Source organism: Fluviicola taffensis DSM 16823 (assembly GCF_000194605.1).
In the GTDB taxonomy this organism is placed as follows: Bacteria; Bacteroidota; Bacteroidia; order Flavobacteriales_D; family Crocinitomicaceae; genus Fluviicola; species Fluviicola taffensis.
In genome coordinates this window covers 2,815,718-2,833,611 of sequence record NC_015321.1, presented here as the reverse complement: position 1 = coordinate 2,833,611, position 17,894 = coordinate 2,815,718, and the positions used below count along the sequence as shown (strand labels likewise).

General features: G+C 37.0%; 14 protein-coding genes. 7 read left to right on the top strand and 7 right to left on the bottom strand.

Annotation, left to right across the window (positions count from 1 at the left end; all coding sequences use genetic code 11):
* Positions 1 to 141: 141 nt before the first annotated feature.
* The 7 genes from FLUTA_RS12320 to FLUTA_RS12290 form a co-directional block, all read right to left on the bottom strand.
* Complete coding sequence (locus FLUTA_RS12320) at positions 142 to 1,701, bottom strand: NHL repeat-containing protein (protein ID WP_013687213.1); 1,560 nt, start codon at positions 1,699 to 1,701, stop codon at positions 142 to 144.
* Between the two features lie 30 nt (positions 1,702 to 1,731).
* Positions 1,732 to 2,982, bottom strand: coding sequence for a PP2C family protein-serine/threonine phosphatase (locus tag FLUTA_RS12315; RefSeq protein ID WP_013687212.1), 1,251 nt, complete (start codon positions 2,980 to 2,982; stop codon positions 1,732 to 1,734).
* Entirely contained in the window at positions 2,979 to 3,902 is a 924-nt protein-coding gene (locus FLUTA_RS12310) for a UDP-3-O-(3-hydroxymyristoyl)glucosamine N-acyltransferase (RefSeq protein ID WP_013687211.1), read from the bottom strand. The genes FLUTA_RS12315 and FLUTA_RS12310 overlap by 4 nt, the downstream gene beginning before the upstream one ends.
* 86 nt (positions 3,903 to 3,988) lie before the next feature.
* Positions 3,989 to 6,079 (bottom strand): alpha-ketoacid dehydrogenase subunit alpha/beta, encoded by a 2,091-nt coding sequence (locus FLUTA_RS12305; protein WP_083800598.1) that lies wholly within the window; start codon positions 6,077 to 6,079, stop codon positions 3,989 to 3,991.
* Between the two features lie 95 nt (positions 6,080 to 6,174).
* Positions 6,175 to 7,218, bottom strand: coding sequence for a Fic family protein (locus tag FLUTA_RS12300; RefSeq protein WP_013687209.1), 1,044 nt, complete (start codon positions 7,216 to 7,218; stop codon positions 6,175 to 6,177).
* Between the two features lie 94 nt (positions 7,219 to 7,312).
* On the bottom strand, positions 7,313 to 9,445 hold the full coding sequence (locus tag FLUTA_RS12295) for a S9 family peptidase (protein ID WP_013687208.1): 2,133 nt from the start codon (positions 9,443 to 9,445) through the stop codon (positions 7,313 to 7,315).
* Positions 9,446 to 9,447: 2 nt separating this feature from the next.
* A complete protein-coding gene (locus tag FLUTA_RS12290; protein WP_013687207.1) occupies positions 9,448 to 10,122 on the bottom strand; it encodes a DUF2461 domain-containing protein in 675 nt (224 codons plus the stop codon).
* 141 nt (positions 10,123 to 10,263) lie between these two features.
* Between FLUTA_RS12290 and FLUTA_RS12285 the strand changes: the two genes are divergently transcribed.
* The 7 genes from FLUTA_RS12285 (at position 10,264) to FLUTA_RS12255 (ending at position 17,889) form a co-directional block, all read left to right on the top strand.
* Positions 10,264 to 10,740 (top strand): hypothetical protein, encoded by a 477-nt coding sequence (locus tag FLUTA_RS12285; RefSeq protein WP_013687206.1) that lies wholly within the window; start codon positions 10,264 to 10,266, stop codon positions 10,738 to 10,740.
* Between the two features lies 1 nt (position 10,741).
* On the top strand, positions 10,742 to 11,149 hold the full coding sequence (locus FLUTA_RS12280; RefSeq protein WP_013687205.1) for a hotdog fold thioesterase: 408 nt from the start codon (positions 10,742 to 10,744) through the stop codon (positions 11,147 to 11,149).
* A 75-nt stretch (positions 11,150 to 11,224) separates the two neighbouring features.
* Complete coding sequence (locus tag FLUTA_RS12275) at positions 11,225 to 11,674, top strand: MarR family winged helix-turn-helix transcriptional regulator (RefSeq protein WP_013687204.1); 450 nt, start codon at positions 11,225 to 11,227, stop codon at positions 11,672 to 11,674.
* 63 nt (positions 11,675 to 11,737) lie between these two features.
* Positions 11,738 to 14,143, top strand: a complete 2,406-nt coding sequence (locus FLUTA_RS12270) for a 3-hydroxyacyl-CoA dehydrogenase/enoyl-CoA hydratase family protein (RefSeq protein ID WP_013687203.1) — start codon at positions 11,738 to 11,740, stop codon at positions 14,141 to 14,143.
* A 97-nt stretch (positions 14,144 to 14,240) separates the two neighbouring features.
* A complete protein-coding gene (locus tag FLUTA_RS12265) occupies positions 14,241 to 15,422 on the top strand; it encodes an acetyl-CoA C-acyltransferase (RefSeq protein ID WP_013687202.1) in 1,182 nt (393 codons plus the stop codon).
* A 212-nt stretch (positions 15,423 to 15,634) separates the two neighbouring features.
* Complete coding sequence (locus FLUTA_RS12260) at positions 15,635 to 16,693, top strand: AI-2E family transporter (protein WP_013687200.1); 1,059 nt, start codon at positions 15,635 to 15,637, stop codon at positions 16,691 to 16,693.
* Positions 16,690 to 17,889, top strand: coding sequence for a WG repeat-containing protein (locus FLUTA_RS12255; RefSeq protein ID WP_013687199.1), 1,200 nt, complete (start codon positions 16,690 to 16,692; stop codon positions 17,887 to 17,889). Before FLUTA_RS12260 ends, FLUTA_RS12255 begins: the two co-directional genes overlap by 4 nt.
* Positions 17,890 to 17,894 lie beyond the last annotated feature (5 nt).

Sequence of the window (17,894 nt, the reverse complement as noted above, 5' to 3'; positions counted from 1 at the left end):
GCAGCTCAACAAACTACAGTTTCCGATGAATTAAACAATTTTGTTAGGATTCTAGCATATTAAATAGTCAGATTATTCTTATTTCAACAAAAAAGACTGCTTCAAACGAAACAGTCTTCCACCAATTTATGGTTTGTTCACTTACTCTTCAAAAGTCACTTTAAACATCATATCGCTTTTCTTTTTGATATAAAGTTCAATTGCAAAAGAATTGTCTGATAATCCAACAACTCTATTCAGAGCATATTGATAAACTTTAATTCCGTCAATTTTATCTAAATTGAATAAAGGCAAATACTTGCGTTCTGCAGTATTATTATCAAATTTATGAGCAGTTACATAAACTCCTTTTGAAGAGCTAGTTGACCTACCGTCTGCTGTCATAGATGCATTACTTACATAATCTGAAAATAAGATATAGGTGTTTTTATCAGTAGTCATTAATCTAAATGATTCAAAAATGGATCTCTTATAACACTTTTCCATCCAGCCCAATTCACCATCAGGATTAATTTTCACCACAATAACATCATCATAATGATAAGTTGTATGAGTATTTCCTTTAGAATCAGTATAAGTGGTCACGTAAAAGATTTCACCAGCCAAAACAATACTACCATCTGAGAGAACACGTACATCTCTCATAATAAGATTTCTCAAAGACAAAATATCATTTTCTTCTGCCTTTTCCATTTTTTTCTTCGCACGTTCAGATATATTTTGGTATTTCTTGATAAAATCTAATGAGAACTCATAGAATTTTGGTTCACTTATATTGCCTTTACTATCTAAAACAGAAACAAAAGCACCATCAATTCCATTAGATTTTGGTTTACGATAATATCCTGCACAAATTATATCACCTTGTGGATTCTCTTTCATAACAACGGTACTGACCAAATTATTACCTAGACTAAACTCAACTTCATTTAATGCTTTATCACCATTACTAATCAAAAAAGCAATTGATTGATTGTCTGTATCTTGACGATTCGACCGGTTTAGTTCTTCTTTGAATTTTCTAATCAAGAAGTAAGCGTTTCCTTCAGAATCAATAGAAAAATCGAGATTATCCATCATGCTCTCAGTCTGAGGCATTGTCAAATCTGATTTCCACAATTCATTTAATGCTCCATCAAAAACATGAACTCCAAAAACATCCGTATTCTTTGAATCATCTTTTATAGATGGTCGATAACGATAGCTAATTGCAAGAATTTTCCGGTCAGCAGAAATATCAAAATTAAAAGAAGTAATATCCTTTTCAATTGTCAACAAAAGTTTTGGAGTAGAGCTAAAACCACCGTTTTCCGAGTTGATTGTTTGCGCGTAATAACTGGTGGTTTTTTGACTTTTCTCATAGATGGAATACATTAATACTAATTTTGAATCAATGTTGTAAATTCCTTTAAAATTTGTTTTTTTAAATTCAAATGGCTCTGTGATTGTGTTTTTTATATTCAATTGTTCACCTTCAAACTTTTGAAAAATGAAGCCTGTTTTCACCTGCTTAACTGCTAAAACTTGATTTTCAGCTACCCTAAAATACATCTTGGACGAAGCATCAACAACGGGATAAGCTTCACTTTTTGTAAGATTAACTTCCGCAGGACGTTCAATTTCATCGTCTTGAGCAAAAAGCTGGGAACTAGTTACTAATAGCAAAAGTTGTAGTAGGAGTGTTAAATTGATTGATTTCATGTTAGTCTTTTTGCGAAAGTAACCAAAAACTTAGAAGAATCGACAGGAGAAAATTGCGGTGTCGTCCACTAACTTACGATTCCCTCTCCACTCGTCCAATTTTGAAAATACAATGTTATTCATATCCTCCATACTCAAACGGTAGAAATTATGATAGATTTTGATCAAACGTTCCAATTCGAAATGCTCATTTTTTTCATCCTCTAACTCAACAACGCCATCCGTATACAAAATCAGCGTAGTATTTGGCTTAAGAATTTCTTTCCCTACTTGGATGAAGGGCATTTCTTCAAACATTCCCAGTCCAACACAACCAATATCCAATAGTTTCTTCTCTTTACCGTTTGTGATAATGGGTTGATTATGCCCCGCATTTACGTAATCTAGCTCGCGCGTTTCTGCATTGTAAACGGCGATGAAGAAAGTAATGAACTTCTCCCCTTTTGCACTAGTCATGACTTTCTTGTTGAGTTCTTCAATTAAAAACTCGAGTGAAAACGGGCGGATTTGATGAACTGTCGAATAAAATGTACGAATAGTTGCTTGAAAATTTGCCATTAACATTGCAGCACTGATTCCTTTTCCACTAACATCAGCTATACAAATCACGTATTTGCTTTCTCCCAAAGGAATGAAATCGTAATAATCTCCACCAACTTCATGACGCGGAATATATTTGGCAGAAATATCCATTTGTTTGTTGGACGGTAAATCAGAAGGAAACAAAAGTTTTTGCATCTCAGAAGCTACTTCCAGCTCTTTTTTTAGACGCTCTCTCTTCAATTCCTCACGCGCCATTCGCTTGTTTTCAATCGCCATTACAACCATATTGGTTAGCGTTTGAACAAAGCGCATATCTGCCAAAGTTTCCGATTTTTTGATTCCAGTTCCCTCAATCCCTGCTATTAACAAATAGGCTAAAGGTTTGTCTTTGTGAAAAACTGGAACAATGATGTCAAACTCATCAATAATAGGGGAATAACTGGATTCTATGACCGTAATTTCGCGAAAACGATACAACTCTTTTTCAACGGAAATATCTTTGACTTTGCTTTTTAATCCAATTTTCAAAAGTGGACTCCACTGATTTTCCTTATTAAAAAGCAAGAAGTGATCGAACCCTAATTGCTCACGCATCACGAATTCGAACATTCTAACAATTTGCTCGATACTTTGATTGATCGCAATAGCGCGTGTTAGCTCCAAAAGCGAATTGAGACGAAACTCTCCCAATTCAACTTGTGATTCTAAACTTGCTATGCGTTTTTCAATCTTTATCATTTTCGTCTATTCTCCACTAAGTTTTTTATCGTTGCCAACTCACGCATTTTTTGCTTCGCTTCTTCACATGGACTTCCGAAATACACTTTTCCACCTTCTAGGGATTTTGAAATTCCTGATTGAGCCAAAATCACTGCTCCTTCTCCGATAGTCACATCAGAAATACAGCCAACTTGTCCCCACATGGTTACACGATCTTCTAAGGTTACACAACCAGCAATTCCAACCTGTGCCGCAATCAAACAGTGTTTCCCAATGATGGTGTCGTGACCAATTTGGACTTGATTATCGATTTTTGTTCCTTCACCAATCCGAGTGATAGCACTCACACCAGCATCAATGGTAGTTCCAGCACCAATCTCTACATTTTTTTCAATGTAAACGAATCCACAACTATGCATGCGGTCATAACCGTTTGGTTTTTTCTTATAATAAAAAGCGTAATGTCCAATGATTGCATTCGGACCAATGATTGTGTTTTCTTCGATGACTGTCCCATCGCCAATATAAGCGCCAGGATGAATGGTTACATTTTCACCAATTGTGACATCATGTCCAATAAAACAATTAGGAGAAAGGTGTGCAGATTCTGCAATTTGACAATTTTCTCCCGTCATCGACATTTGCGGTCTGTAGGGAGAAAATTTACGCGTCAATTTATTGTAATCATCAAAAGGTTCTGGCGAAATAATCAGCGCTTTACCCGCTGGAACTTCCACTTCTTTGTCAATCAAAATAAAAGTTGCAGCTGAATGAACCGCTTTATCATAGTATTTTGGATGATCTACAAAGACCAAATCTCCCGCTTCAACACGATGAATTTCATTTATTCCAGTAACAATCAAGGATTCGTCCCCAACTACTGTTCTTCCCAAAAACTGCGCAATTGCGCCAATTGTATGTATACTTCCGATTTTCATAGACTTACTCTCTATAAAAGTAAGCTCAGATGAAGTCCCTTTTCGGATATTTTGAATTAATTATAAAACGAGTGATGTTTACAAGTTTAATAATTTAGGAGGTTATCAAGTCCAGTTTTCACTTTATCCGCATTTGGCAACAATTCAGCCTCTAGTATGGAATTCAATGGAATTGCAGGTGTATCAATTGCACCAACTAAACCAATTGGAGCATCTAGATGAGTAAAGCAATCACGTTGAATACGACCAGCCAAACCAAGTGTAAATGAGGCTTCAACGGATTCTTCCGTAACCAACAATACTTTTCCATGTTTTTCAACAGAAGTGTAAATTGCCTCCATATCCAGCGGATTTATGGAACGCAAATCCAATATTTCCACGCGTCCTTCGTACTGTTTTGCAGCTTCTAAAGTCCAATAAACTCCACGTCCGTAAGTGATTACTACGCAAGACTCTCCTTTTTCAATTGCAGAGTCTGAAGCCTCCTGCACAATACGCGCTTTACCAATCGGAATAATATAATCTTCATCTGGCTCGATTGACATCGCCCCTTCAGTACCAGCTATTTTCGACCAATACAAACCCTTGTGTTCTAAAATAACAACTGGATTTGGATCGTAAAATGCAGCTTTCATTAAACCTTTTAAATCAGCTCCTGTTGAAGGATAAACCACCTTAATTCCACGAATATTTGCCAAAACAGACTCTACACTCGAAGAATGGTAAGGTCCACCAGATCCATAAGCTCCAATTGGAACGCGAATCACACAGCTAACAGGCCATTTTCCGTTTGATAAATAATTGGATCGAGAAACCTCTGTAAACAACTGATTCAATCCTGGCCAAATATAATCTGCAAATTGAACTTCCACGAAAGGCTTCAAACCAACTGCCGACATTCCGACCGTTGATCCAATAATAAATGCTTCTTGGATTGGAGTATTAAACACGCGATCATCTCCAAAGGTTTGAGCCAATGTTGCAGCCTCTCTAAAAACACCACCCAATCTTCCACCAACATCTTGTCCATATAGCAAAGCTTCCGGGTGTTGTGACATAATTTCACGAACAGCAAACAAAGCGCTATCCACCATGACCGTTTTTTTCTTTCCAGCAGGTTCACGTTCACCTTTCTCTTCTGTAACTGGAGTTGGAGCAAAAATAAAATCTGTAACACTTGAAGGGATCGGATCTTCAGCGTTCAATGCTTTCTCATAATCTTCATCCACTAATTTCCGAACTTCTGCTTCGATATTGATAACATCCGCTTCACCTTCCAGTTCACGAATAATTTCTTTCAATTTCGGATAAGGATCTCTTGTAGCAGCTTCTTCCAAATCATCTCTGTACCATTCTTTGCGAACTCCAGACGTGTGATGTCCCAAAAGCGGAACTTTCGCATGAATTATAAAAGGTCTTCTTTCCTTTCGAACGATTTCAAAAACCTCTTGCACCGTTTGAAAAGACAAATCGAAATCGCTTCCATCAATCGTTCTAACTTCGATTCCTTTAAATCCCTGTGCATAATGTGTAATATCCTGAGCCCTTGTCTCAGCTGCATTCGCTGAAATATCCCAACCATTATCTTGAACTAAATATACGATTGGAAATTGCTTTAGCGCTGCCATTTGGAAAGCTTCTGAAACTTCTCCTTCGGTACAAGAAGCATCTCCTAAAGAGCAAACCACAACCGGGTTTTCACCCTTGTAATCTTCTGCAATTCCCGTTTTTTCTTTGTATTGAATCCCCATCGCTATTCCAGTAGTTGGAATAGCTTGCATCCCAGTTGCTGAAGATTGATGAGGGATTTTTGGCATATCATCCCTTTTCAAAGATGGATGAGAATAATAGGTTCTTCCTCCGGAAAATGGATCATCTTTCTTTGCAAAAACTTGCAACATCAAATCATAAGGTGTCATTCCTATTCCAAGAAGAATACTATCATCTCGGTAATACGGTGAAACCCAATCTTGTGGCTTCAACTGTAATCCAACAGCCAATTGAATGGCTTCATGGCCACGAGAAGTCGCATGCACATATTTGGCAGTAATTTCTTTATTTGCTTCGTATTTTTCGGCCAATGTTTTTGCTGTAGCCATCAAACGAAAAGCCTTCAATAAAACTTCTTTACCTGTTCTTAGTGTAGATCCCATGGTCTTTGTAAGAATATCTGACATTTGGATTATTTTTCCAACAAAGATAAGATTCAAAAAGGAAATGAACCGATTAATCGAAGAATAATCAGGTTCATTTTCCAACAAAATTCTGTTTTTTACTTCAAAATTGAAAGATATCTTTCAAGGCTTTGTTTTTCAATTTCGGCCACATAACGAATAAATGAATCTTTTTTTCCTGAAGACTGCACGGACTCAAGAGCCTCATAATAAGCGTAGCGCGAAGTATTATCTCCTTTCATATTTGCAATGACTAAGCCATTTTGTAAAAGAATCATGTTCATAATCAAACGAGAAGTTCTTCCATTCCCATCAATAAAAGGGTGAATCGTCACTAAACGCTCATGCATCTCTGCTGCCAAAACTACCGGATGAAGATTTCCTCTATTTCTTTCGTACCAAATGAAATAATCTTCCATTTGTTTTTCAACCAAATAAGGTGGCGGTGGAAGATGACTACTTCCTTGAATCATCACTTGAATTCTGCGAAATTTACCTGCTTCAGATTGATTTATTCCACGAAGAATTAGGTTATGAATACTTAATAATTCGCGCTTGGTGAGGATTGAATTTTTAGAAACCAACTCTTTTACATAATGAATTGCATCACCGTGATTGATTGCTTCTAAATGCTCCACCAAACTTTTCCCTGAAACTGTTAATCCTTTATTGACTACCATATCCGTTTCACGAAGAGTTAATGTATTTCCTTCAATGCGATTACTCTCATAAGTATATTCCAATTCCAGTGCTTCCGTAATTCGATAATTTTCAAATTCACGGACTTGATCGAGATTCTTTTTCATTGAATCTATTTCATCCAATGTTTTCTCAATCGATAAATCTTCAAATTCTCTTTTTGGAGCATAACTAGCAAGCGCTTCATTGACCATGAATAAAACCTCTTCGGCAAATGTGTACTTCTTCACATCCCCTAGAATTTTCTGCGTTAGCCAAGCTTTTTTCAATTCATCTAAGTTGATCGAAAGAACATTTGACAGCTCAATCAATTGTTTTTCAGAGGGCAATCGTTTCCCATTCTCAAATTTACTAATCAAAGATTGATCAACACCCAATAAGTTTGCAAGCTCTCTCGAAAGCAACCCTTTGGCCTTTCTAGCATTTTGAAGAATCTCTTTCATATGACATTAATTATCATGACAAATTTAGTCATAATTTATGATGGTTCAAAAAAAAAGAGAAGCGAACTTCTCTTTTCAATCTAAATTGTACTTTCTATTTATTATGTTCAATAATATAATCCAATACCTTCTGCATCAAATGAACACGATCTTTACCAATCACATTATGTTTATGCATCGGATAATGGAAGAAATCGATTTGAATTCCCAATTCAATAAACTTTTTCAACAATGCATCATTGTGTTGAGGAACAACTACATCATCAACCGTTCCGTGAATCAACAACAAATCACCTTTTAATTTACCTGCATGAGTCATTAAGGAAGCTTCTTCGTATCCTTTTTCATTTTCTTGTGGTCGATCCATATAACGTTCTCCATACATGATTTCGTAATACTTCCAATCCGTCACTGGTCCACCAGCAACTCCAACTTTAAATGTTTCAGCTTGCTTCAACATCAATGAAGTTGTCATAAATCCACCAAAAGACCAGCCATGAACAGCAAACCGATCAGAATCTACATAAGGCAACGATTTCAAATACTCAATCCCTTTCATTTGATCGTTGATTTCAACAACACCCAATTGTCTGTGAATTTGATTTTCAAAAGCAAAACCACGTTCTCCAGAACCACGATTATCCAAGGTAAAAACTAAATAACCTTGTTCAGCCATCCAATACATCCATAAATTTGCACCATCTAACCACGAATTTGTAATCATCTGGGCATGTGGACCTCCATAAACATAAACCATTACTGGATACTTTTTAGTTGGGTCGAAATTGCTTGGTTTAATCAATCGCGTATACAAAACAGAACCATCTTCTGCTTTTATTTGTCCAATATCTGCCGTTCCTATTTGTATTTCCTCCAATTTATTTTTTGTTGTCAAAAGCGTCTTTACCGCTTTACCAGTTATTGTTTTCAACTCATATTTACCAGGAACAGCATGCGAAGAATATTGATCAATAAAATAAGTTCCCGACTCATTGATTGAAATTCCATGAGTTCCTTCTTCTAAAGTCAAGCAGCGTTGTTTTCCATTTAAATCAACAGCATAATACAAAGTATTCAATCCGCTGGTTCCTGTCGCTGAAAAAACAACATCTTTTCCTTTATTGATTGACTGCAAAATATCCTTCACTACAAATTTATTTGCAGTAAGCTGCTTCATTAATTTCCCTTCAATGGAATAATAGTATAAATTATTGAATCCATCCTTTTCTGAAATCCAAATGAAATTATTAGAAGTACTCAATGGAAAGAAAGCTGGATGCTCAGGCTCTACCCATTTGTCATTTTGCTCTTCTAAAATAGTTCTAACAAACGCTCCCGTTTTTGCATCGTATTGATTTAGCCACATGTGATTTTGATCTCTATTGACTTCTGCAATTAGAACAAATTGTTCATCTGGTGTCCAAGATAAGTTTGTCAAATAGCTATCAGCTGTACTTTTTGGCGAAATGAAAACCGTTTTCCCAGTAGAAATAGAATAAATTCCCACTTTTGGCTTTTCAGAACCTTGACCAGCCATTGGATATTTGATATTCATTAATTCGGCTGGAGTTTTTGTGATATCAACAAGTGGATACGATTTTACATCTGTTTCATCCTTTTGATAAAATGCCAAATACGCTCCTTTTCCCGACCAAAAAATCCCATCAGTAATTCCAAATTCACTTCGAGCATAAGTCTGACCAGAAACGATACTTTTATCTGTATTAGAAGTAACCGCAATCTTTTCGCCCTTTGCATTAATTATCCACAAATTATTTTCTAGGGTATAAGCAGCACTTCCAGTTGTGATTTCGAATTCTGCTCCACCACCTTCTTCTTGAACAGTAACTAATTTTGAACCCGTTTTTGTTTTCAGATTCAATTTGTAGTAATTGTTTCCATCAGTCAATAATAACTCATCGCTATTAATGAAAGAAAAACCATAGAAACTATACAATTGAGCTCCCAAAACCGTATTTGCTTCTTGAATTGTTAAGAGTTGCTCAGGAGTCGTTTTCTTCACCGAAGCTTGATACAGGAGTTGATAATTATTACTCACATACACATACGAATCTGTTCCTGGAATCCAAGCAACACCATTCATTTGTTCATCCCTAAAAGACCTGTATTGTTGCAAAACAGCATCAGAAAGAGATAATTGTTTCTTCTGAGCAAAAGCGTTTACCCCAAGAATAAAGAAAACTAAAAGTGACAAATACTTATTCATAATTATGATCTTTGAATGAATTTATTAAAAAATGTTTCGAGTGGCAAACCTACCTGCAAGCAATTATCTAAAGTTTCCAAAAGAGTATCTTGCAAAATAAGTTCCGCATCAAATTTGGTAAAGAAATACCATTGTTTATTTAAAATATAAGGCTGATTTCCGGCCTCTTCTTTGAATTCTTTGGGGGCAATTTTATTTCGTTCTCCGAGAACTTCCCCAAATAATTCTACAAACTTTTTATCTGAAATAAGTGAATTAAATTCCTTCGCGTTTTGAGCAATACCTTCTCGAACCAAGAACAAATCTTCCTTTTCAATTTCATATACACCACCATAAACACGCACTTCTTCAGGCCCGAATTCAAAATAAACTCCGTGAATACTTTTCGATTTCTTTCCATTTGGTGCAACTACAGCTGAGCACATTAACTTATAAGGTGTTTTATCTTTAGAGAAACGAATGTCTCTATTGATTCTAAAGATACATTCTGATGCCGTAAGGTCTTTAAATGCCGGATTTGTTTTAGCAACGTGATTAATAAAAATCTGCACAAACTCAGCAAATGGTTTCTTTACCGAATTTTCGTAGCGTTTTCTATTTATATCAAACCAATCTTTATTGTTGTTTGCAGCAAGCTCAATAAAGAAATCCAGATAATCTTTTGTAAAATATGCCATGTTTCAAAGATAGTATTTATCCAATTCACGAGCTTGCTGATTTTTTCAGATTTTTTTTAAGAGTAATTTATGGTTAAATCAAAAGCCAATTCGGAAACATATCTCTAAAGATTACAGTACATTTGCTTAAAAAAATAAAACATGGCACAAGTCTCAATAGGACACATTGAAGCGGCAATCCAAAAAGTTGATGGATTAGATGATAACGCTTTAGACAGATTATCAGAAGCTCAAACAGCAGCTCAACCCGTTCTTTTGGGATACATTATGTCTGCTGCGCAAGAATACCAAAATGAAGGATTAGAAAGTTTATTGATTTACTATTACACCGTAGTTTTGGAAGCTTATGCTCAAGCAGGATTACATCCAAAAAGTGTAAGCGAAGAGTTAATTGATGGATTTGAAGAACCGTATTTTCAATTATTGGATGAGTACTTTGAAAATGAAGATGATGGTATTTTAGAAGATTTTTCCGACCAACCAGATTTAGTGAAATTCTTGGCAATGGAAATCGGAATGGAAGATGCTGAAGGAGTTACATTGGACGATGAAACTGCAACACAGTTATTCATAGTGATTTTAGCAATGATTTCTTTGCTTTCAAGATCTTTAGATTAAGATGAAAACACCTCAAGATATTGTCACTGAAATGATGAATACGGATGCCTTTTCCCAATGGTTAGGCATCCGAATTCTTGAGATAGAACCTGGTTTCTGTAAACTAACCATCACTGTTCGACCAGAAATGGTCAACGGTCATCAAACTGCTCACGGCGGTATTTCCTATTCCATTTCAGACTCTGCTTTAGCCTTTGCAGCCAATAGTCGCGGACAAAAAGCAGTAAGTATCGAAACTTCAATCGCGCACATTGCCCCCGTATTTGTAAACGATGAACTCCTTGTAATCTGCAAAGAAATCAATTGCGGAAAAACAATTGGACGCTATGAGTCAATTGTTTACAACCAAAATCAAAAAATTATTGCTAAATTTAACGGAACCGTATTCCGTCACCCAGAACTCTGGTAATTCTTCCCCAAAAAAAATAGTTAAAATATTATGCACACATAATATTGTTTTGTATATTCGTGATAAGTTCACAGTATGCAAAATAAGCCCCAATACCTCATCGACTTAGATGTCCGATTAACATGGCACAAAATGTCGCGCATGTACAACCAACGAGCAAACAGCTATGGAATTAGCATGTCTGTTGGTTTTATCCTTCTCCACATTGATCGGGAAGGAACTCCAAGCACTCAGTTAGGTCCACGAATGGGAATGGAGCCAACCAGTCTTTCTAGGACATTAAAAACCATGGAAGAAAATGGATTCATTCGCAGAGAAGAGGATAAATTGGATAAACGAATCGTTCGCATTTTCCTTACAGAAGAAGGATTGAAAGCACGCTACATTGCACGCGATGTTGTTTTTGAATTCAATAATAAAGTCATCGAACGAATTCCAAAAGAACACATCGACATTTTTGAATCTGTTATTGATCAAATTCAAGCTATCATCGATGAAGATGATTTTATAAACTCGGAAGAATAACCAAAAAATAAACGCAATCCACTTTGGAAATTTTCAAAGAATTTGCATAAAGAATAAAGTAATATGAACAGACACATTAAAAAAGTAGCAATTCTGGGATCAGGTGTAATGGGATCTCGAATCGCTTGTCATTTTGCCAATGTTGGATGCGAGGTTTTACTCCTCGACATTCTTCCAAAAGAGCCCAATGAAGCTGAAAAAGCAAAAGGACTTACACTTGAAAGCAAGGCTGTAAGAAATCGTATTGTAAATGAAGCTTTGCAATTTGCATTAGCCTCAAATCCTTCACCGATTTACAAAAAGTCTTTCGCCTCAAGAATTCAAACGGGAAACTTTGAAGACGATATGGCAAAAATTGCCGATGTTGATTGGATTATCGAGGTAGTTATTGAGCGACTTGACATCAAACAACAAGTCTTCGCAACAGTAGAGAAATTCCGCAAGCCTGGCACATTGATTTCTACCAATACATCTGGTATTCCAATTCACTTGATGTTGGACGGAAGATCTGACGATTTCAAAAAGCATTTTGCGGGAACCCACTTCTTCAATCCGCCAAGATACTTGCCTTTATTGGAAGTCATTCCTACCAAAGAAACTTCTCCTGAGATTATTGACTTCTACATGACTTTCGGCTCTAAAATTTTAGGAAAGAAAACTGTACTGTGTAAAGATACTCCTGGATTCATTGGAAACCGTATTGGGGTTTATTCGATGGCAAAAGTGATGGAATTAGCACAAGACCTTGGTTTAAGCATCGAAGAAGCAGACTCATTAACAGGTGCAATTTTGGAACGACCTAAAACGGGAACATTTAAGCTAGGCGATTTGGTTGGCTTGGATACTGCATATAACGTTACCAAAGGTTTACAGGCCAATTTACCAAATGACCAAATGGTAAAGGATTTAAAAGAGTCGAAAGTCTTAAACTTCCTCATTGAAAATAAATTCTTGGGTGACAAAACCAAAAAAGGATTCTACTATAAGGAAAAAGATGCTTCGGGTAATGTCAATCGATTTGCGCTTGACTTAGAAACATTGAAATACCGTCCGCTAGAGAAAGCTAAATTCCCTGTATTGGAAATGGCAAAACAAGCTCCAGATTTAAAAACCCGCTTAGGGATGTTATTGTCAGACAAATCTAAAGCAGGAGATTTATTGAGAAAACATTACGCTTCTTTATTTGCATATATTTCTCAACGAGTACCTGAAATTTCAGACGTACTTTTCAGTATTGATGATGCCATCCGTTCTGGTTACGCTTGGACCTATGGGCCATTCGAAAACTGGGACATGATTGGGGTTCAAAAAGGAATTGAATTGGCGGAAAGTGAAGGATTTGTTGTTGCAGAATGGGTGAAAGAACTTGTTGCTACAGGAAATAAGTCGTTCTACAAATCCGAAGGTGGTAAAAAATACTACTACGATATCGTTTCAAAAACGTATCAAATTATTCCAGGAACAGAACATTTGGTGATTCTAGATGCATTACGTGAAACGAACAAAATTTGGGGTAATTCTGATGCTACTTTGGTAGACTTAGGAGATGGAATCCTAAACCTTGAATTCCACACGAAAATGAATACAATCGGCGGTGGAGTGATTGAAGGAATCAATAAATCCATTGATTTAGCGGAAAAAGAATACAAAGGATTGGTAATTTCCAATACAGGTGGAAACTTCTCTGCTGGTGCAAATGTGGGAATGATTTTCATGATGGCTGCAGAACAAGATTACGACGAATTAAACTTCGCCGTGAAAGCATTCCAAGATACGATGATGCGCGTTCGTTATTCAAATATCCCAGTAATTGTAGCTCCGCATAATATGGCTTTGGGTGGTGGCTGTGAACTATCCATGCATTCGGATAAAGTTGTAGCTCATGCGGAGCTTTATATGGGCTTAGTTGAATTTGGCGTTGGATTGATTCCTGGTGGAGGAGGTTCCAAAGAATTCGCAAAACGATTCTCAGAAGAATTGAAAGATGGTGATATCAAAATTAATAGATTACGTGAACGTTTCCTTTCTATCGGACAAGCGAAAGTTTCTACTTCCGCATACGAAGCATTCGATTTAGGCTATTTACGACCTGGAACAGACGAAGTGGTTGTTTCGCGCGAATATCAATTAACAAGAGCAAAAGCAGCCACATTGGAATTAGCAGACAAAGGATACATTGCTCCGAAAAGAGAAAAGAACATTACAGTTCTTGGTCAGGAAGGACTTGGAATCATCTACGTTGGTGCAAACTCTATGAAATCTGGACACTACATGTCGGAACACGATCAAGTCATTTCAGAAAAGCTTGGCTGGGTTCTTTGTGGCGGCGATTTAAGCGAAAACACGGTTGTTTCTGAACAGTACTTATTGGATCTCGAACGAAAAGCATTCGTGGAATTGTGTCAACAGCGTAAGACCTTGGAGCGCTTGGAGAGTTTGGTGAAATCGGGGAAGATTTTGAGGAATTAAAACGGCTTCCCCCTTCAAAGGGGGACAGAGGGGGATGGCCACCCTCCTGAATCCTCCCTCAAGGGAGGAATTTGAATCTCAAATAAAAATTAAAAACATGTCAAACAAAGCATATATCGTAGCGGGATTCCGCTCAGCAGTAGGAAAAGCAGGAAAAGGAGGATTTCGATTCTTCCGTCCAGATGATTTAGCAGCCCGTGTGATTGAACACTTAGTTGCCAGCGTTCCGCAAGTAGAAAAAACACGCATCGACGACGTAATCGTTGGGAATGCAACCCCAGAAGCAGAACAAGGATTGAACGTTGGTCGTTTGATTTCCTTAATGGGATTGAAAACCGACAAAGTTCCAGGAATGACGGTAAATCGTTACTGTTCATCTGGCTTGGAAACCATTGCATTGGCGCAAGCAAAAATTGAAGCTGGAATGGCTGATTGCATTATTGCGGGTGGCGTTGAATCCATGTCAGTTATGGCAATGGGAGGTTGGAGAATTGTTCCGAATCCAAGTGTTGCGAAAGAAAACCCAACTTGGTATTGGGGAATGGGATTAACGGCAGAAGCTGTGGCAACGCAATTCAATGTAAGCAGAGAAGATCAGGATATCTTTTCGTTAAAATCGCATGAAAAAGCATTGAAAGCAATCGCTGAAGGCAAATTCAAAGAAGACATTGTTCCGATTGAAGTGGAAAATATCTTCTTAGATGAAAACGAAAAAAGACAAGTCAAAAAATACAATGTCGACACGGATGAAGGCCCACGCGTTTCAACGCTTGAAGGACTTGGTAAATTACGTCCCGTTTTTGATGCGCAAGGCAGTGTAACAGCTGGTAACTCTTCTCAAACTTCAGACGGAGCTGCTTTTGTGATGGTCATGTCTGAGAAAATGGTAAAAGAGTTGAACATTGAACCAATTGCGCGCTTGGTTAGTTACGCAGTTGTTGGTGTAGAACCTCGAATCATGGGAATTGGGCCAGTAGATGCGATTCCGAAAGCATTGAAACAAGCTGGAATGAGCTTGAACGACATCCACTTATTTGAGTTGAATGAAGCATTTGCATCTCAATCATTGGCAGTTATTCGCGAAGTTGGCTTAAACCCTGATATCGTGAACGTAAATGGTGGAGCAATTGCCTTGGGGCACCCGCTTGGATGTACTGGAGCAAAACTAACAGTTCAAATGATTAACGAATTGCGCAGAAGAAAGCAAAAGTACGGAGTCGTTACCATGTGTGTGGGAACAGGACAAGGTGCAGCTGGTGTGATTGAGTTGTTGAAGTAAATTGGTCTAACCAAAATCAATAAAACGAAACGGCGCTTTTTTAAGTGCCGTTTTTCAGTTTACAACCAAGCGAACAGGTTTGGAATCTAAACCAGAAACTTTCACCAAATAGATACCTGAAGGCAATGTCGTATTTAGAACATGCTTATTATTCGATTTTTTTAGCATAAATTAAAAATTAGCATGTGCTTTTTCTTAATTTCGAGAGAAATATGGAAAACACTCCCAAAAGAATAGCAAAAATTCAAACGACAAGTCATGCCTTGATTATTCTAGCGCTACTTGTGGTGATTCTTTATTTGGGAAGAAGCTTGATTATTCCACTCATTTTCGGAGTGATTTTGTGGCTTTTGATGCGCAAAGTTCGATCCTTATTTTATGTCATTGGGCTTAAAGACAGGTGGTTTCCAAAAGCATTGAAAACACTTCTGAGTACCGGAATTCTTTTTTCCTTGGTTTGGGTAATTGGTTTGATTTTCGAGCGTAATATTCAAGAACTCATTAAGTATTACGATGTTTACAACACCAATTTAACCTCAATTTTAAAAGATTTCGATAGTTTATCCTCTTATAAAATAGAAGACATCACCAAAAGCTTCAACTCCAATGACCTGATAACAAAATACTTTTCATCTGTACTTATGTCATTGCAGACAATCATTTCAAATGTTGTCATTGTATTGATTTACATGCTTTTCATCATTTTGGAAGAATCATCATTCAAATTCAAGGTAAAAGCTTTATTCCCCAATCCAGTTATGTATGACGAACGAATACTGGTTATTCGCCGCATTGAGAAAGCCATTACCGATTACTTGGGAATTAAATCATTGATTGCATTGGTTTCTTCTGTGATTGCTTATTCCCTTCTTACTTTAATGGGATTAAACGCACCATTTTTCTGGGCATTGCTCATTTTCATGTTTAGTTTTATCCCATTCTTCGGAGTTCTCATCAGTTCCTTTTTACCCGCCTTGTTTGCAATTGTACAATTTGGATCTTACAGTGAATCGCTTATTATTCTTTTCAGTCTTGGTTCTGTACAATTCATTGCTGGGAACATCGTAGAACCAAAAATAATGGGAAATACGATGAATGTGAGCCCGCTAGTTGTCATTCTTTCACTCGGTTTTTGGGGATTCATTTGGGGATTACCAGGAATGTTTCTCAGTGTTCCAATCACGGTAATTATGGTGATTGTGTTTTCCAAATTTGAATCTACGCGTGGAATCGCGATTATTTTATCCGAGAAAGGAGAAATCGAACATTGATCCGGCTTGTAGTTATAGCAATCACTTCTTTTTTATCGTTGTTTTCTGCCGCTCAATTTGAGGAAGAGATTGATAACAAAGAAATTTACGGCGGAGCATATACCATTTCAAAAAATGCTGCCGGACAATATGGTGTAACATCTAGAAAGGGAGAAATCAAAGTTCCTTTTGTTTACAGTCGCATTATTGAAAATGATTTGGGATTGTTTGTCTTCAAAATCAATAAATCGAATGGTTTTGAACGCTCCTATTCCTTAGGATATTACGATCATCAATTCAAAATGGTACTTCCTTGTCAATACAACAGCTTATTGTCATTAGAAGATGGCTTAATCATTGGGTCTCAAAATTTGGATAAAAAATTTGGGCTAGTTGACACCTTGGGAAGAATCATCATTCCTTTTGAATACGATGAAATGTTCGCTCCAACAGAATCGCTTTTTCTTACTAAATTGAATGGCAAATACGGTTATATCAGCAAAAAAAACAATGTAATCATTGACCATGAATTTACCTTTGCAGCTCCTTTTTCGGAAGGTTTTGCTGCGGCCAGTAAATCGAATCTCATTGGTTTCATCGATCGAAAAGGAAATTTCGAAATTGAGCAAAAATTCACTTCTGCTGATGAATTTCATTTTGGATATGCACAAGTTTTCTTCCACAACCAAACGAGTCTCGTAGATCAAACTGGAAAGATTCTATTTCCATTCATTTTTAGAAGCATTGAAGCTGTGGGTAACAACCAATTTGTTTTTGAAGCAAATGAAAGTCTTCGTGCAAACATTGAACGAAATCTTCCCAAATTGCAAATCGCACAGAAAATGGAAGAACTTTCTATGTATGATACTTTAATCACAGGTATGGATTCTGAAATTGATTCAGAACCGTTGGAAGAGCGCTTTATGGGAGTTATGGATCTCACCGGAAAGCTCATTGGGGGAAATGGGTTTCAACAAGTGATTCCTCTTTTCTCCGTAGGAACAAACCAATTATACGCGGTGCAAAAAAAATCTGACTCAGAAGACGATTCCAGTTCCAATTACCTTTTTGCATTGATGGATGAAACAGGAAAATTACTCAGTGAATATCGCTTTTTTGAAGTAAAAGCAGACGAAAAAATAGTCGTTGAAGAAACCGAAAAAGGGTTTATTGATTACCGAGTAGATGCTAATGGGAAGTTGGTGAAGATTCAATAGGGGTG

Excerpts from the sequence above, each read along its gene's own strand:
- FLUTA_RS12310 (WP_013687211.1), bottom strand. The coding sequence starts at position 3,902 with ATGAAAATCGGAAGTATACATACAATTGGCGCAATTGCGCAGTTTTTG.
- FLUTA_RS12295 (WP_013687208.1), bottom strand. The coding sequence starts at position 9,445 with ATGAATAAGTATTTGTCACTTTTAGTTTTCTTTATTCTTGGGGTAAAC.
- FLUTA_RS12260 (WP_013687200.1), top strand. The coding sequence starts at position 15,635 with ATGGAAAACACTCCCAAAAGAATAGCAAAAATTCAAACGACAAGTCAT.
- FLUTA_RS12270 (WP_013687203.1), top strand. The coding sequence starts at position 11,738 with ATGAACAGACACATTAAAAAAGTAGCAATTCTGGGATCAGGTGTAATG.
- FLUTA_RS12320 (WP_013687213.1), bottom strand. The coding sequence starts at position 1,701 with ATGAAATCAATCAATTTAACACTCCTACTACAACTTTTGCTATTAGTA.
- FLUTA_RS12315 (WP_013687212.1), bottom strand. The coding sequence starts at position 2,982 with ATGATAAAGATTGAAAAACGCATAGCAAGTTTAGAATCACAAGTTGAA.
- FLUTA_RS12280 (WP_013687205.1), top strand. The coding sequence starts at position 10,742 with ATGAAAACACCTCAAGATATTGTCACTGAAATGATGAATACGGATGCC.
- FLUTA_RS12300 (WP_013687209.1), bottom strand. The coding sequence starts at position 7,218 with ATGAAAGAGATTCTTCAAAATGCTAGAAAGGCCAAAGGGTTGCTTTCG.
- FLUTA_RS12265 (WP_013687202.1), top strand. The coding sequence starts at position 14,241 with ATGTCAAACAAAGCATATATCGTAGCGGGATTCCGCTCAGCAGTAGGA.
- FLUTA_RS12285 (WP_013687206.1), top strand. The coding sequence starts at position 10,264 with ATGGCACAAGTCTCAATAGGACACATTGAAGCGGCAATCCAAAAAGTT.
- FLUTA_RS12290 (WP_013687207.1), bottom strand. The coding sequence starts at position 10,122 with ATGGCATATTTTACAAAAGATTATCTGGATTTCTTTATTGAGCTTGCT.
- FLUTA_RS12305 (WP_083800598.1), bottom strand. The coding sequence starts at position 6,079 with ATGTCAGATATTCTTACAAAGACCATGGGATCTACACTAAGAACAGGT.
- FLUTA_RS12275 (WP_013687204.1), top strand. The coding sequence starts at position 11,225 with ATGCAAAATAAGCCCCAATACCTCATCGACTTAGATGTCCGATTAACA.